Source organism: Streptomyces sp. NPDC043685 (genome assembly GCF_056436585.1).
The window spans coordinates 63929-79886 of sequence record NZ_JBWKCH010000006.1; the positions used below are offsets into that span (position 1 = coordinate 63929).

The 15958-nt window shown below is 70.4% G+C and carries 10 protein-coding genes and 1 pseudogene; 6 read left to right on the top strand and 5 right to left on the bottom strand.

Features of this window, described 5'->3' with window-relative positions; all coding sequences use genetic code 11:
• Positions 1-3: 3 nt before the first annotated feature.
• The 3 genes and pseudogenes from AC0665_RS20525 to AC0665_RS20535 all read right to left on the bottom strand — a co-directional run.
• A pseudogene (locus AC0665_RS20525) lies at positions 4-158 on the bottom strand (IS30 family transposase); the annotation flags it as partial.
• Positions 159-204: 46 nt separating this feature from the next.
• Positions 205-1416, bottom strand: a complete 1212-nt coding sequence (locus tag AC0665_RS20530) for a trypsin-like serine peptidase (RefSeq protein ID WP_478604514.1) — start codon at positions 1414-1416, stop codon at positions 205-207.
• 277 nt (positions 1417-1693) lie between these two features.
• Complete coding sequence (locus AC0665_RS20535) at positions 1694-2914, bottom strand: trypsin-like serine peptidase (protein WP_478705520.1); 1221 nt, start codon at positions 2912-2914, stop codon at positions 1694-1696.
• A gap of 346 nt (positions 2915-3260) precedes the next feature.
• On the opposite strand from AC0665_RS20535, the gene AC0665_RS20540 reads away from it, so the two are divergent.
• The 4 genes from AC0665_RS20540 (at position 3261) to AC0665_RS20555 (ending at position 9986) form a co-directional block, all read left to right on the top strand.
• On the top strand, positions 3261-4640 hold the full coding sequence (locus AC0665_RS20540; RefSeq protein ID WP_478705706.1) for an aminotransferase class III-fold pyridoxal phosphate-dependent enzyme: 1380 nt from the start codon (positions 3261-3263) through the stop codon (positions 4638-4640).
• Positions 4641-4859: 219 nt separating this feature from the next.
• Positions 4860-6857, top strand: coding sequence for an IucA/IucC family protein (locus AC0665_RS20545; protein WP_478705521.1), 1998 nt, complete (start codon positions 4860-4862; stop codon positions 6855-6857).
• A 77-nt stretch (positions 6858-6934) separates the two neighbouring features.
• Positions 6935-7732, top strand: coding sequence for a GNAT family N-acetyltransferase (locus AC0665_RS20550; protein WP_478705522.1), 798 nt, complete (start codon positions 6935-6937; stop codon positions 7730-7732).
• A 259-nt stretch (positions 7733-7991) separates the two neighbouring features.
• The gene (locus AC0665_RS20555) at positions 7992-9986 is read left to right on the top strand and encodes an ATP-dependent DNA helicase (RefSeq protein ID WP_478705523.1); all 1995 of its coding nucleotides are present in this window, start codon (positions 7992-7994) and stop codon (positions 9984-9986) included.
• A gap of 141 nt (positions 9987-10127) precedes the next feature.
• On the opposite strand, the gene lexA is transcribed toward AC0665_RS20555, so the two are convergent.
• Positions 10128-10907 (bottom strand): transcriptional repressor LexA, encoded by a 780-nt coding sequence (gene lexA / locus AC0665_RS20560; protein WP_030845416.1) that lies wholly within the window; start codon positions 10905-10907, stop codon positions 10128-10130.
• Between the two features lie 654 nt (positions 10908-11561).
• Here lexA and nrdR point away from each other — a divergent pair.
• Both nrdR and AC0665_RS20570 read left to right on the top strand, forming a co-directional pair.
• Entirely contained in the window at positions 11562-12122 is a 561-nt protein-coding gene (gene nrdR / locus AC0665_RS20565) for a transcriptional regulator NrdR (protein ID WP_478705524.1), read from the top strand.
• 162 nt (positions 12123-12284) lie between these two features.
• On the top strand, positions 12285-15176 hold the full coding sequence (locus tag AC0665_RS20570) for a vitamin B12-dependent ribonucleotide reductase (protein ID WP_468402479.1): 2892 nt from the start codon (positions 12285-12287) through the stop codon (positions 15174-15176).
• 117 nt (positions 15177-15293) lie between these two features.
• On the opposite strand, the gene AC0665_RS20575 is transcribed toward AC0665_RS20570, so the two are convergent.
• Positions 15294-15827 (bottom strand): TerD family protein, encoded by a 534-nt coding sequence (locus tag AC0665_RS20575; RefSeq protein WP_478705525.1) that lies wholly within the window; start codon positions 15825-15827, stop codon positions 15294-15296.
• Positions 15828-15958 lie beyond the last annotated feature (131 nt).

Below are 15958 nucleotides of genomic sequence, written 5' to 3' on the forward strand. Positions count from 1 at the left end.
GACTCATGCCGCGAGCCTGGTGCGCAGGCGCTCGGCCGGGGTTTCCCGGCCGAGCGTTTCGCGTGGGCGGCCGTCGAGTCCTGCGGCGACAGCGGCCAGGTGCTCACGGGTGTGGACGGACACAGGTCCGTGCTCTCGGGAAAGTACTGCCGCACAACTACGAGAACGGAAGTCACCGGGGAGCGGGCCTTCAACGTGTGCGGGTCACTGACCGCCGTACGTCTTGCTCATGTTCTGGTAGAGCGCCTCGGCGTCCCGGCCCAGCTGCGGACCGGCCAGCCAGGTGTTGTCGGCCGGGCCGATCGAGGTGTTGGAGACCAGCACGGACTTGCCGTTCAGGACCCGGAACCAACCGCCGCCGGAGGAACCGCCGGTCATGTCGCAGCCGATGCGGTACATCGTCGGCAGGGATGGGCTGAGCGAGAACCGGCCGGGGACGTCGATGCACTTGAACATCTTCTCGCCGTTGTAGGGCGGCGCGGCCGGGTAGCCCCAGGCGCCCATCTTGCGGGACTCGGCCGCGGACGGGGCGGAGAAGTCCACGTCCAGCGCGGCGCCGACCGTCTCCTCCAGCGACTTGGCCCCCTGCTCCGGCTTCACGTGCAGCACGGCGTAGTCGTACGCGGCTCCGTCGCCGCCCGTCTCCGAACCGCCCTGGATCCACTGGTTCGAGGTCGAAGCCCAGTTCGCCCACCAGTTGCCGTAGGGGGCGATCTCCGTCGGGTTGGCGTCGGTCAGCTCCGCCTCGGACTTGCCGAGGTCGTTGTAGGCCGGGACGAAGACGATGTTGCGGTACCAGCCGCCGTTGCCACCGGCGTGCACGCAGTGCCCCGCCGTCCACACCAGGTTGGACTTGCCCGGGTGGTTGACGTCCTTGACGACCGTGCCGGAGCAGACGGCCGGGCCGTCGGGGGAGTCGAAGAAGACCTTGCCGACCGGCGCCGCGTTGCGGTGGTACGGCGTCTTCTCGGCCTGCGCACGGACGGGTGCCGGATCCGGGTCGCTGACGCCCTGGCCGGCCGACGCGTCCTTCGTCGTGACCGTCTTCTCGGCCTCCTCGGCGGACTGCATCCGCTCGGGCTTCCAGAGGCCCTCGATCACCGGGTTGACGAAGTCCTTGGCGTCACTGAGCCACTTGTCCTTGTCCCAGTCCTTCCAGCCGCCGTCCCTCCAGCGGTCGACGTCGATCCCGTGCTCCTTCAGCTTGCCCGCGAGGTCCGCAGGGATCTCGACCTTGCCGCCGCCGTTCGCCGCGGCCGGGGAGCTGGTGGTGCCGGGCTTGTCGCTCGCCTCGTCGTCGGAGCCGTTGCAGGCGGTCGCGGTGAGCGCCAGGGCGGTGACGAGTCCGGTGGCGGCGAGGACGGCGCGACGCCGGCGCCTGGGCGCGGGCGCATGGGTGGAACGAGTGGAACGCATGGTGGATGACCCCCGTTGGTGCGTGTGAAATGCGTGCTGGTGCTGGTGCTGGTGTTTGTGTCGGTGCCGTGAGGTGTGGGGTGTGCCGTGCTGGTGTGGGATCGTGCCGCGTCGGCAGGTCACGGGCTCACGGGCGTGACGGGCACAGGAGTGCTCCCGTGCGGGTGGATCCGCGCGACACCCCACTATGCCCGTGGAGTTGAGGGCGTACCGGGGTGGGGCGGTGAAGGTTTCCGCTGGGTGCGCCGCCCCACCGACGGCGTCGTTCAGTCCGCTGTCACCGGCCGGCGAACTTCTTGCTGACCGAGTCGTACACGCCCTTGGCCACATCGCCCAGGCGCGGACCGGCCAGCCAGCCCGACGTCACCGGGCCGATCGAGGTGTTGGACACCAGCGCCGGCTTGCCGTCCGCGCCGGTCGCGATCCAGCCGCCGCCGGACGAACCGCCGGTCATGGTGCAGCCGATGCGGTACATCGTCGGGTCCGAGGCCGTGACCGACAGCCGGCCGGGCCGGTCCTGGCACCGGTACAGCTTCTGCCCGTCGTAGGGCGGCGCGGCCGGGTAGCCGATCGCCGTGACGCTCTTGACCTGCGGCACGGCGGGCGCCTTGAAGGCGACCGGCAGCGCCGAACCGACCATCTCCTCCAGCGACTTGCCGCCGCTGCCCTTCTCCGGCGTCACATGGATGACTGCGAAGTCGTACGGAGCGCCGTCCCCGCCCGTCGAACCTCCCTGCTCGATCCACTGGTCCGAGGTCTGCGCCCAGTCGCCCCACCAGACACCGTAGGGAGCGACGTCCTCGCGGGTGGCGTTCTGAAGCGCCTCCACCGGCCGGCCGTCGTCGTTGTACGACGGCACGAACGCGATGTTGCGGTACCAGCCGCCCTTCTTGCCCGCGTGCACGCAGTGACCCGCCGTCCACACGAGGTTCGACTTGCCCGGGTGCGCCGGGTCCGTGACCACGGTCGCCGAGCAGACGGCGGAGCCCTCGGGGGAGTCGAAGAACACCTTCCCTGCCGTCGGGGCGTTGGCGTGGTACGACGGCGGTACAGCCTGTGCCTCGACCGGCTCGGGCGTCGGGTCGGTCACTCCCCGGTCACCGGAGAGATCGCCGGTGTCGACACCCTGGTCGGGCTCCTCGGCCTCCCGCATGCGGTCCGGGTTCCAGAGCCCCTCGATGATCGGGTTGACGTACTCGTTGGCCTCGCGCAGCCAGTCGTCCCGGTCCCAGTTCTTCCAGGCGCCGTTCTTCCACTTGTCGATGTCGATCCCGTGCTCGCGGAGCCGGTCCCTGATGTCGTCCGGGATCCTGAGCTTGCCGTCGTCGGAGGCCGTGGCGGACGCGGAGGCCTCACCGTCGGCCGTGGCGTCGCCCGACTCGCAGGCGGTGGCGGTCAGCGCGAGTGCGGAGGCGAGGGCCACGGCGGCCAGGACGGGGGAGTTCCTGCGGCGCGCCCTCCCCCGGCTGACGGCGGACGACGGCCTGGTGGATCGCATGATGTGACTCCCCCTGATGTGGAACGAACGTGGACGAAACCGGTGCCTGGGCCGCGATTCCCGCTGCCCTGCGGGATGTTCGGGCCGCCTCACGGTGTCCGGGAACGGCATCACACCCTATGCGGTGGCTGTGGGGGCGATCCGACGGATCCGCAACAGTTCCGTTACGGAAAGGATCTTGAGGCAACCCGTAACCGGGTGAGTGATCCGCGGTTGGTAGCGGTGGGGGGTTTGCTGTCTGTGCGCGGTCCTCTGTGCCCGTGCCCAAGGGGAGGTCAGTGACGTCGTGGCGGAATCCACCCATGCGGGGTGTGCGTCGGAGGAGGCCGCCGTGGGGCCTACGCAGGTGAAAGGTCCCGGCGAGCTCCTCGACGACAGGGCCGTCCCTGCCCCTGCGGCCCCTCCCGCCCTCACGGCACGCTCGGCGCAGGAAGGGGTGCTGCGCCGCCATTCCACTCGCGAGTCCGCCGCCCGGACTTACGCCCGTGCCCTCCCGATCGTGCCGGTACGGGCCCGGGGACTGACCATCGAGGGCGCCGACGGCCGCCGCTACCTGGACTGCCTCTCCGGCGCCGGCACACTCGCCCTCGGCCACAACCACCCGGTCGTGCTGGAAGCCATCCGCAAGGTCCTGGACTCGGGTGCGCCGCTCAATGCCCTGGACCTGGCCACACCCGTCAAGGACGCCTTCCTCACTGAACTGCTCCGCACCCTGCCGAGTGGGCTGGCCGACCGGGCACGCGTGCGGTTCTGCGGACCGGCCGACAGCGAAGCCATCGAGACCGCCTGCGCGTTGGTACGCACGGCCACCGGCCGCAGTGGCGTGCTGACGTTCACCAACGCCGGACGCTGGACCGAGTCCCTCCTCGACCACTCCAGGGCCGGGGTGCCGGTGCCCGCCGGGGTGATCGTCGAGCCGGTCCAGGGCGCGGGCGGGGTGGTCCCCGCGCCGGATGCCTGGCTGCGGGGCATGCGACAGCTCACCGCCGACCGGTCCGTCCCGCTGATCGCCGACGAGACCCGGACGGGCGTGGGCCGCACCGGCGCCTTCTGGGCGGTGGGGCACAGCGGCGTGACCCCCGACGTGATGGTCCTCTCGAAGGCCATCGGCGGCAGCCTGCCGCTGGCCGTCGTGGTGTACAGCGACGACCTCGAGACCACGGAGACCGGCATTCCCTCGGACACCTTCCAGGGCAACCAACTCGCCCTGGCCGCCGGCACGGCAACCCTCGCCCACGTCCGCGAGAACGCCCTCGCCGACCGCGCGGCAACCCTGGGTGCGCGCATGCTGCACCAACTCCGCGGCCTCGCCTCCGAATTCTCGTGGGTCGGGGACGTGCGGGGGAGGGGACTGATGATCGGGGTCGAGTTGGTGGACCCGGAGGGAGCACCCCAAGCGCCGTGTCCGGCCGCCGCCGCTGAGGCAGGCGCGGGGACGGGGACGGGCGCGGGGCCGAGGGCGGGGGCTCGCGAGGGGGCGCCGATGCCGTCGGGCCCCACCCGGCCGCCCCTTGCCGCCGCTCCCGCCTTCGCGGCCACCGTCCAGCAGGAGTGTCTGCGGCGCGGCCTCATCGTCGGCCTCGGCGGCCCACACGCGAACGTCGTACAACTTCTGCCTCCCCTGACCATCACCGATGAACAAGCGGCCGCCGTGCTGGACCGCCTGGCCGACGCGGTCGGGGCAGCGGCTCGACTCCGCGGGGGCGGCACAGCAGCCGCACCGTGAACACGGCGATCCTCTGCGGCGTGAGAGCCCACGCACGCCGCGGGCCTGCGGGCCGAGTCGTCTCTCGTCGAGGCCGTGCGGGCCTCGACCTGTCCGCCCGTCAGGTACCTGTCCGCCCGTACGCCGCATGCTCCTCCGCACTCCCCGCGCAGCCGAGGTGGAGCCCGTCGGTTCGCCCCCCACCCGCATGACTCGGAACCACGCCAAGAGGAACCTGCCTTGAACACCACCCCCCACCCTGACGACCACGCACCGACGCAGGCGTCGGGCCAAGGTTCCTCGGTCGACCCGTTGACTGCGGGGGCGCCACCTCACCCCGGTGTTCCACGGCAGCGCCCGGCGGCGGCACCGGGCGAGCGACCGGGCGAAGTCCACGGCATCGACCCCCTGGAACATCCCGCCCCGCACGTAGCCGCCCAAGCGGCCGCCACGGAGAACCTGCTCCGCTGCTGGGCGCGCGAGACCGACCAGGCCGCTCCTGCCGACGGGGTCCTCCACGTGCCCCTTCCGGCCAGCGGAACGGCCCTCCTCGCCCCCGTCCGCTACTGGTCCCCCACGGGCTGGCACCGTTTCGGCCCTCCGCGTCTCGCCGGTGCCCCTGAGCACGCCCCACCGGTCGATGCGGTCACGATCGCCGCTCTGTTCGCCAGGGAGACGGCCGCGGGCGCCCGTCGCACCGGCTGCGCCACCGACTCCGGCTCGACGGACATCCCCCGCTCCCTCACCGCTGACGCAGGGGACAGCGCGGAACTCGTCGCGGGCGTAGCCGACTCCCTGAGACGCGTCGCCGGCTTCATCACCGACCGCCGGGAACGCCCCGCCGACGGACCCGACCTCTTCCTCTCCGCCGAGCAGGCACTCCTTCTCGGGCATCCCCTGCACCCGACCCCCAAGAGCCGCGAAGGCCTCTCCGAAGCCGAAGCGCTGCGGTACTCACCCGAGTTGCGCGGCTCCTTCCCCCTGCACTGGATGGCTGTCGCCCTTTCCGTCCTCGCCACCGACTCCTCCTGGACCGAACGCGGCCGTCCTGTCGCCGCACCCCTGCTCACCGCCCGCCTGGCCGGAGCCGGACCGGTCCTACCGGACGGGTACGCCCTGTTGCCCCTGCACCCCTGGCAGGCACACCAGATCCGGCACCGCCCCGAGATCACCGACCTGCTCGACAGCGGACTGCTCCATGACCTCGGCACCCACGGCGCGCCCTGGTACCCCACCTCCTCGCTACGGACCGTCTACCGGACCCAGGCCCCCGCGATGCTCAAGCTCTCCCTGGGCCTGCGCGTCACCAACTCCTGTCGCCAGAACCTCCGTAAGGAGCTCCACCGCGGCGTCGAAGTCCACCGCCTGCTCCGCAGCGGCCTCGCGCAGCAGTGGCGGGCCGTGCACCCGGACTTCGACATCGTCCGGGATCCGGCCTGGCTCGCCGTGGACACCACGGGCGGCGGCCCGGTGCCCGGACTGGACGTGATGATCCGCCACAACCCGTTCAGTCCCTCGGACGACGTCTCCTGCCTGGCCGGCCTCGTCTCGCCGCGTCCGTACCCATCGGCCACGCCGGATGAGGCCCCGGGGCACTTCGGAAGGCACCAGCCGAGCATGCGCTCTCGGTTGGCGGAGGTCGTCACGTGTCTCGCCCGCCGCACCGGCCGGCCCCGGGGCGCCGTCGCCGCCGAGTGGTTCCTGCGCTACCTCGAGCACGTCGTGCGGCCCGTGCTGTGGCTGGACGGTGAGGCCGGCATCGCCCTCGAGGCGCACCAGCAGAACACCCTGCTTCTGCTGGACGCCGAGGGTTGGCCCACGGGCGGCCGCTACCGCGACAACCAGGGCTACTACTTCCGCGCGTCCCGGCGCGCGGATCTCGACGCCCGGTTGCCCGGCCTCGGGGAACGGAGCGACACCTTCGTCCGCGACGAGGTCACCGACGAGCGGCTGGTGTACTACCTCGCCGTCAACAACGTGTTCGGTCTCATCGGCTCCTTCGGTTCCCAAGGCCTGGCCGACGAGCGACTGCTGCTGGCCGCTTTCCGTCGCTTCCTCGAACACGTCGCCTCCGGGCCGTCCCGGCTGCGCACCTCGCTGCCCGCCCGGCTGCTCGAGTCACCCGTACTGCGCTGCAAGGCCAACCTGCTGACCCGGCTCCACGGCCTCGACGAACTCGTCGGCCCGGTCGCCACCCAGTCCGTCTACGTCACCATCGCCAACCCCCTGCACGCTTGATCACCCTGATCCGTCGCCTGACCACAACTGACCTCCTTCATCCCTGCGGACAATCCCCCTGCCGAGAGGAGCGTTCGGTGCTTCCCGCCGACCCGATCGCCGAGAGCGGACCTGCCGTCCCTGCCATCGCCGATGCGGCCTCCGGTGCAGGGTCACGCGCCTGGGACAACCGGCCCGCTGAGCGCCATGGGGTGGACGGGCAGGGCGAGGACACCTTGGACTTGCGCCTTCCGGCCGAGCTCGTCGCCCTCGCCGCCGAGACCCGAGACCTTCCCCGGCCCTCCTCCTTCCTCCCACGTCACGACGACCTCATCGACCGTGTCGCCGACTGGGGGCCGGTCGACACGCCGGCCGGCGTGTTCCACCTGGTCCCCGCCCGCCTGGAACGCGACCTCCCGCTCATCAGCAGCTGGATGAACGACCCCGCCACCGCGGCGTACTGGGAGCTGTCCGGACCGCAGGACGTGACCGAGGAACACCTGCGGGCCCAGCTCGCCGGCGACGGTCGCAGCGTGCCGTGCGTCGGCGTGCTGGACGGAGCCCCGATGAGCTACTGGGAGATCTACCGGGCGGATCTGGACCCGCTGGCTCGTCATTACCCCGCCCGGCCTCACGACACGGGAGTCCACCTCCTGGTCGGCGAGGTCGCCGACCGGGGGCGCGGTCTCGGCGGTCTGCTGCTCCGGGCCGTGGCCGATCTCGTTCTCGCGCGGCGGCCTTCCTGTGCCCGCGTCGTCGCGGAACCCGACATGCGCAACACCCCCTCCATCGCCGCTTTCCTTACCGCCGGCTTCCGGTTCTCCGCCGAGGTCGACCTGCCCGGCAAGCGGGCCGCCCTCATGGTCCGAGACCGGTCCCTCCAGCCCCTGTTGTAGCGCTGTGTCACCGCGCCATCACTCATTGAACGCAGCCCGTGCCGCCGCAGTTCCCACTCGTCGCGCGAATCTCCGAGAAGACCCGCAAGGCCTCACTCCGCGTCCAGCGCACCACCTACGCTCCGGTCCACAGGCCGCCCCCACCGCCCGCGACCACCGCCCCCACCAGCATCGCCGAGGAGCCCGAGCTCTTGATCCCACCCCCTACCCCCGCCTTGATCGCCCGTTTGTCAGTGCAGGGTCGTAGGGTGGTCGCGCTATGACGAAGCCCTCACTCCCCGAACTCCTGCATGCCGCCGTCACCGCCGTCGGTGGTACGGAGCGCCCCGGTCAGGTGGCCATGGCCGAAGCCGTCGAGGAAGCCATCGACGACGGCTCCCACCTGCTGGTCCAGGCCGGCACCGGTACCGGAAAGTCGTTGGGCTACCTGGTGCCCGCGCTCGCGCACGGGGAGCGCGTGGTCGTCGCGACCGCCACCCTGGCCCTGCAGCGCCAGCTGGTGGAGCGCGACCTGCCGAGAACGGTCGAGTCGCTGCACCCCTTGCTGCGTCGCCGCCCGGAGTTCGCGATGCTCAAGGGCCGGTCGAACTACCTGTGTCTGCATCGGATGCACGAGGGCGTCCCGCAGGACGAGGAGGAGGGCCTCTTCGACCAGTTCGAGGCCGCAGCGCCCACCAGCAAGCTGGGTCAGGACCTGCTGCGCGTACGCGACTGGGCCGACGAGACCGAGACCGGTGACCGTGACGACCTCACGCCCGGCATCTCGGACCGCGCCTGGGCGCAGGTGTCGGTGTCGTCCAGGGAGTGCTTGGGCGCGTCGAAGTGCGCGTACGGCGCGGAGTGCTTCGCCGAGATGGCCCGTGAGCGGGCCAAACTCGCAGAGGTCGTCGTCACCAACCACGCGCTGCTCGCCATCGACGCCATCGAGGGCGCCCCGGTCCTCCCGCAGCACGAAGTGCTGATCGTCGACGAGGCGCACGAGCTGGTCTCCCGGGTCACCGGCGTCGCCACCGGCGAGCTCACTCCCGGCCAGGTCAACCGCGCGGTGCGCCGGGCCGCGAAGCTCGTCAACGAGAAGGCCGCGGACCAGCTCCAGACCGCCGCCGAGGGTTTCGAGCGGCTGATGGAGCTCGCGCTGCCGGGCCGTCTGGAGGAGATTCCCGAGGACCTCGGGTACGCCCTCATGGCGCTGCGCGACGCGTGCCGCACGGTCATTTCCGCGATCGGCGCGACTCGGGACAAGTCGGTCCAGGACGAGGACGCTGTGCGTAAGCAGGCCCTCGCCTCCGTGGAGAACGTGCACGACGTGGCGGAGCGGATCACGAACGGCTCCGAGTGGGACGTGGTCTGGTATGAGCGCCACGACCGCTTCGGCGCCTCCCTGCGCGTCGCCCCCATGTCCGTCTCGGGGCTGCTGCGGGAGAAGCTGTTCGCGGACCGCTCCGTGGTGCTGACCTCGGCGACGCTGAAGCTGGGCGGCGACTTCAACGGCGTGGGCGCCTCCCTGGGTCTCGCTCCCGAGGGCACCGAAGGCGACGACGTCCCGAAGTGGAAGGGGATCGACGTCGGCTCGCCCTTCGACTACCGCAAGCAGGGCATCCTCTACGTCGCCAAGCACCTGGCGCGGCCCGCGCGGGACGGCGATCGCGCCGACATGCTGGATGAGCTCACCGAGCTGATCCAGGCCGCGGGCGGCCGGACCCTCGGTCTATTCTCCTCCATGCGCGGTGCCCAGGTGGCGGCTGAGGAGCTGCGTTCCAGGATCCCCGAGTTCCCGATCCTCCTCCAGGGCGAGGAAACGCTCGGCGAGCTCATCAAGAACTTCGCGGCCGACCCGAAGACGTGTCTCTTCGGCACCCTGTCGCTCTGGCAGGGCGTCGACGTCCCGGGCCCCAGCTGCCAGCTGGTCGTTATGGACAAGATCCCGTTCCCGCGACCGGACGACCCCCTGATGAGCGCCCGGCAGAAGGCCGTGGAGGAGGCGGGCGGCAACGGCTTCATGGCAGTCGCCGCCACACACGCCGCGCTCCTCATGGCCCAGGGCGCCGGCCGTCTCGTCAGGGCGTCGGGTGACCGCGGTGTGGTCGCCGTCCTGGACCAGCGTCTGGCGACGGCCCGGTACGGCAGCTATCTGAAGGCGTCACTGCCCGACTTCTGGTTCACGACGGACCGCAACCAGGTGCGCAAGTCGCTGGCGGCGATCGACGCGGTCGCCAGGCAGACGGAAGAGGGCCTGAGTCGAGAAGACGGCTGAGCCGCGGGGGCGGGTGCCGGGGCGGCGGCCCGCGCTCCGGCACCCGCCCCATGGACAGCGCAGGGCCCCGGAACCGGCGCAGGGGTTCCGGGGCCCGGTCTGAGGGCGACCTCGCGGGTCGGCCTGACGCGGTGCGCGCTGTCAGACGCGCCGCAGTACGGCGACCACCTTGCCGAGGATGGTCGCGTCGTCGCCGGGGATCGGCTCGTAGGCCGCGTTGTGCGGCAGGAGCCAGACATGGCCGTCCTCACGCTTGAAGCGCTTGACGGTGGCTTCGCCGTCGAGCATCGCGGCCACGATGTCACCGTTCTCGGCGACCGGCTGGCGGCGCACCGTGACCCAGTCGCCGTCGCAGATCGCGGCCTCGATCATCGAGTCACCGACGACCTTCAGGACGAACAGCTCACCGTCGCCGACGAGCTGGCGGGGGAGAGGGAAGACGTCCTCGACGGACTCCTCGGCGAGGATCGGGCCACCGGCGGCGATCCGGCCGACCAGCGGCACGTACGAGGCGGCCGGCTTGCCCGCTGTGTCCGTGGGCTGCACCGAGGCGGCCTGGTCGGAACCGCGCACCTCGTACGCGCGCGGGCGGTGCGGATCACGGCGCAGGAAGCCCTTGCGCTCCAGGGCCATCAGCTGGTGTGCGACGGAGGAGGTGCTGGAAAGGCCGACGGCCTGACCGATCTCCCGCATCGACGGCGGGTAGCCGCGCCGCTGCACGGAATCCCTGATGACCTCGATCACGCGACGCTGGCGGTCGGTGAGTCCGGAGCTGTCCGCCCGGATGCCGGGAGGTCGGCCCGGCAGGGAGCGCTTGTGCCCCTCAGGGTTCGTGGCTTCGTTCATCGCATGCACCGGCTCCAGTCGGCCCTGGGAGCGGTCCTGGGCAGTAATGGCGGCACTGTCTGCGGTGGTGGTCACGTCGGCCCCTCTCGATGGTCTCCCTGCTGGACAACGGTAGTGGCTTTCGAAAGGTTGCGCCAAACACACGTTCGAGTGAAAAATCGCGAATCATCGGACGCGGTCAGGTGTCCGGGTGTATTGGCGGCCGTGCCACCTGGCGGGCAAAAGGGTCCATTGCTGTACTCTTCACCGCCGGGGTGATCGCTCGAGGACTGGTGCCCCAGTCTGCCATCCGGCATTCCCCGGGCCCGGGACCAACCCTCATCTGTGCGGGAGTCCCACGTACTCTCCGCGCGGCGCCCACCGTATCTGCGCATGTGCCGAGGCGATACGGCTGTGCGGAAACGGATGCGGTCGCGTCCCCGCGGGCCGTGTCCACGGCGGCGCCTCAGCGGCGGTGCGGGGCCTGTTGAACCGGCCCGCCTCAGTGGCGGTGCGGGGCCTGGGAACCGGCCCGCCCGCGTCACCTGCGCCTACGTGCGCGACACGCGGTAACGGCGTGGATGTATGAGCCAATCCCCACATCTAGTGGTTGGATTGACGCAGCAGCCCAGAAGTTGTGGTCCCCCGGGTCTTGAGGCCGATGGTCATCCCCTATGCTTGGGGCTGCTTCGTGGGGCGCAAGAGGCCCGGCGAGGTTGTTGAGTCTGCTGTGAGGAGGGTTCGGAGTTCATGCACTGCCCCTTCTGCAGGCACCCCGACAGTCGTGTCGTCGACAGCCGTACCACCGACGACGGCACATCCATCCGCAGGCGCCGCCAGTGCCCAGACTGCTCCCGTCGTTTCACGACCGTGGAGACGTGCTCGCTCATGGTGGTGAAGCGGTCCGGAGTCACCGAGCCCTTCAGTCGTACGAAGGTCATCAACGGCGTGCGCAAGGCGTGCCAGGGGCGGCCTGTCACCGAGGACGCGCTCGCCCAGCTCGGCCAGCGGGTCGAGGAGGCGGTGCGGGCCACCGGGAGCGCCGAGCTGACCACCCACGACGTGGGGCTGGCCATCCTCGGCCCGTTGCAGGAGCTCGATCTCGTCGCCTACCTGCGCTTCGCCTCGGTCTATCGGGCGTTCGACTCGCTCGACGACTTCGAGGCGGCCATCGAGGAACTCAGGGCGCAGACCGGGCGGGCCGACGCGGACGGTGGAGACCGCGAGGGCGCGGCTGCGGGAAGCCAGGAAGACCACCGTGGGCCCGGAGAGGCGGAGCACGTCCCCGAGCCCGCAGGCGCCGCCGACTGACAGGCGGGCCGGACCCGGAAGGCAGCTCCGGGACCGGCCGGACGGCGGCGATATGAAGACCCGTTGCGGGCGATGAGTGAGGGCCCGCAATACCAGACAGAACACCGTGCCACGGGAACAACGGGGCACTTCAGGGCGTTTTCGCCCGCACAGGGAGGCGGCATGACAGAGACGGCGAGCGGTCCGGCACGGAGTTCCCGCGCCAAGAGCGCCAAGGCGAGCAAGGGCCTGCGTGTCGAGCGCATCCACACCACCCCGGGAGTCCACCCCTACGACGAGGTGGCCTGGGAACGCCGTGACGTCGTCATGACCAACTGGCGCGACGGCTCGGTCAACTTCGAGCAGCGTGGCGTCGAGTTCCCCGACTTCTGGTCGGTGAACGCGGTCAACATCGTCACCAGCAAGTACTTCCGCGGTGCCGTGGGCACCCCGCAGCGCGAGACCAGCCTCAAGCAGCTGATCGACCGCATCGTGAAGACGTACCGGAAGGCCGGTGAGGACCACAACTACTTCTCCTCGCCCGCCGACGCCGAGATCTTCGAGCACGAGCTCGCGTACGCCCTCCTGCACCAGATCTTCAGCTTCAACAGCCCTGTCTGGTTCAACGTCGGCACCAAGCAGCCGCAGCAGGTCTCCGCCTGCTTCATCCTGTCCGTCGACGACTCCATGGAGTCGATCCTCGACTGGTACAAGGAAGAGGGCATGATCTTCAAGGGCGGCTCCGGCGCCGGCCTGAACCTCTCCCGGATCCGCTCCTCCAAGGAGCTGCTGTCCTCCGGCGGCAACGCCTCCGGTCCCGTCTCCTTCATGCGCGGCGCCGACGCCTCCGCAGGAACGATCAAGTCCGGTGGCGCCACCCGCCGCGCCGCCAAGATGGTCGTCCTCGATGTGGACCACCCGGACATCGAGGACTTCATCGAGACGAAGGTCAAGGAAGAGGAGAAGATCCGCGTCCTGCGCGACGCGGGCTTCGACATGGACCTGGGCGGCGACGACATCACGTCCGTCCAGTACCAGAACGCCAACAACTCGGTCCGCGTGAACGACGAGTTCATGAAGGCGGTCGAGCAGGGCGGCCAGTTCGGGCTGCGCGGCCGGATGACCGGTGAGGTCATCGAGGAGGTCGACGCCAAGGGGCTCTTCCGCAAGATCGCCGAGGCCGCCTGGGCCTGCGCCGACCCCGGCATTCAGTACGACGACACCATCAACACCTGGCACACCTGCCCCGAGTCCGGCCGGATCACCGCGTCGAACCCGTGCAGCGAGTACATGCACCTGGACAACACGTCCTGCAACCTGGCCTCGCTGAACCTGATGAAGTTCCTCAAGGACGACAGCAAGGGCAACCAGTCCTTCGAGGCCGAGCGTTTCCAGAAGGTCGTCGAGCTGGTCATCACCGCGATGGACATCTCCATCTGCTTCGCGGACTTCCCGACCCAGAAGATCGGCGAGAACACGCGCGCGTTCCGCCAGCTCGGCATCGGCTACGCCAACCTCGGCGCCCTGCTGATGGCCACCGGTCACGCCTACGACTCCGACGGTGGTCGCGCCCTCGCCGGTGCCATCACCTCCCTGATGACCGGCACCGCCTACCGCCGCTCCGCCGAGCTCGCCTCGGTGGTCGGCCCGTACGACGGCTACGCCCGCAACGCGGACGCCCACAAGCGCGTCATGAAGCAGCACTCCGACGCCAACGACAAGGCCGTCCGCATGGACGACCTCGACACCCCGGTGTGGGCCGCCGCCAGCGAGGCCTGGGGCGACGTCCTGCGCCTCGGCGAGAAGAACGGTTTCCGTAACTCGCAGGCGTCCGTGCTGGCCCCGACCGGCACCATCGGTCTCGCCATGTCCTGCGACACCACCGGTGTCGAGCCCGACCTGGCGCTGGTCAAGTTCAAGAAGCTCGTCGGCGGCGGCTCGATGCAGATCGTCAACGGCACCGTGCCGCAGGCCCTGCGCCGCCTCGGTTACCTCGAGGAGCAGATCGAGGCGATCGTCGCCCACATCGCCGAGAACGGCAACGTGATCGACGCCCCGGGCCTCAAGCCCGAGCACTACGAGGTGTTCGACTGCGCCATGGGCGAGCGGGCCATCTCCCCGATGGGCCACGTCCGCATGATGGCCGCGATCCAGCCGTGGATCTCCGGCGCCATCTCCAAGACGGTCAACATGCCGGAGACGGCGACCGTCGAGGAGGTCGAGGAGATCTACTTCGAGGCCTGGAAGCTGGGCGTCAAGGCCCTCGCGATCTACCGCGACAACTGCAAGGTCGGCCAGCCCCTCTCCGCCAAGACCAAGGACAAGGAGAAGGCGGAGATCACCGAGAAGGCCGAGGAGACGATCCGTACCGCGGTCGAGAAGGTCGTCGAGTACCGCCCGGTCCGCAAGCGCCTCCCGAAGGGACGTCCCGGCATCACCACGTCCTTCACCGTCGGCGGCGCCGAGGGCTACATGACCGCCAACTCCTACCCGGACGACGGTCTCGGTGAGGTCTTCCTGAAGATGTCCAAGCAGGGCTCGACCCTCGCGGGCATGATGGACGCCTTCTCCATCGCGGTCTCCGTCGGCCTCCAGTACGGCGTGCCGCTGGAGACGTACGTCTCGAAGTTCACCAACATGCGCTTCGAGCCGGCCGGCATGACGGACGACCCGGACGTGCGGATGGCGCAGTCGATCGTCGACTACATCTTCCGCCGCCTGGCGCTGGACTTCCTGCCCTTCGAGACGCGGTCCGCGCTCGGCATCCACTCCGCCGAGGAGCGCCAGCGTCACCTGGAGACCGGTTCCTACGAGCCGTCCGACGACGAGGTCGACGTCGAGGGCCTGGCCCAGTCGGCGCCGCGCGCCCAGGAGCTGAAGGCCGTTGCCGCTCCGAAGGCTGAGGAGGCGGCCAAGCCCGCCCCGCAGCAGGCCCACACCAGCGCCGAACTGGTGGAGATGCAGCTGGGCATCCAGGCCGACGCCCCGCTGTGCTTCTCCTGCGGCACGAAGATGCAGCGCGCCGGTTCCTGCTACATCTGCGAGGGCTGCGGCTCGACCAGCGGCTGCAGCTGACGCCGAGCGCCTGAGCCGATGACGGAGGGGCACCACCCGCGGGTGGTGCCCCTCTCGTCGTGTCCGCCGCGGTGCCCGACGGTCCGCGCCTCTCCGGGGACGCGTCGCGGGCGAGGTTCAGGCGCGCCGCGCCGCACCCATCGTCCTGGCGAAGTCCACGGGGTCGCCCTCGAAACCGCGGAGGCCGGCATGGAAGCCCCAGGGGCCGGAGCCCTCCCGGGCGAACTCGGCGATCGTCGCCGCCGTCGCCCCGAGAACACCGCCGAAGTCGTCCTCGGCCAGGACGGTGTACCCCTCACGGATGCGCAGTCCGGGGTTGAGCACGCTGACGAAGGTGCGCTCGGCCGGGTGCTGCTGTATGACGACACCGACCACCACGCGCGCGTAGCGCACGTCCAGCCGGTCGAGTTCGAGCGTCATGACTTCGTCGTAGCCGAAGCCCTGGCCGTCCTTGCTGTCCCGGTTGAGCGTGATGGTGCCGTCGGGGGAGCGACGGTCGAAGTGCACCAGGTACGCCGGGTCGCCGTGCGGATCGTCCGCCAGGTAGGTCGCCGCGACCAGGTCCAGGTCGGTGGACGGCTGCCCGGTCGGGCTGGGATCCCACCGCACCGCGATCTCGACCTTGCGAAGCCCCTTGTTGAGCCCGTCCACCGAAGTCCCCTTCCCCGTACCGACCCGTCCGTCGACCCCAACTGCGCGGCGTCCACGACTGTTTGTCCATCCTGCCACGCGCGCGGGTGCAGCCGTGGGAGAGCGGTCCAGCCGACAGTGACCGACGCCAC

What these genes read in the sequence shown, in the direction of transcription:
- AC0665_RS20530 (WP_478604514.1), bottom strand. Translation starts at nt 1,416, where the DNA reads ATGCGTTCCACTCGTTCCACCCATGCGCCCGCGCCCAGGCGCCGGCGT.
- AC0665_RS20535 (WP_478705520.1), bottom strand. Translation starts at nt 2,914, where the DNA reads ATGCGATCCACCAGGCCGTCGTCCGCCGTCAGCCGGGGGAGGGCGCGC.
- AC0665_RS20555 (WP_478705523.1), top strand. Translation starts at nt 7,992, where the DNA reads ATGACGAAGCCCTCACTCCCCGAACTCCTGCATGCCGCCGTCACCGCC.
- nrdR (WP_478705524.1), top strand. Translation starts at nt 11,562, where the DNA reads ATGCACTGCCCCTTCTGCAGGCACCCCGACAGTCGTGTCGTCGACAGC.
- AC0665_RS20570 (WP_468402479.1), top strand. Translation starts at nt 12,285, where the DNA reads ATGACAGAGACGGCGAGCGGTCCGGCACGGAGTTCCCGCGCCAAGAGC.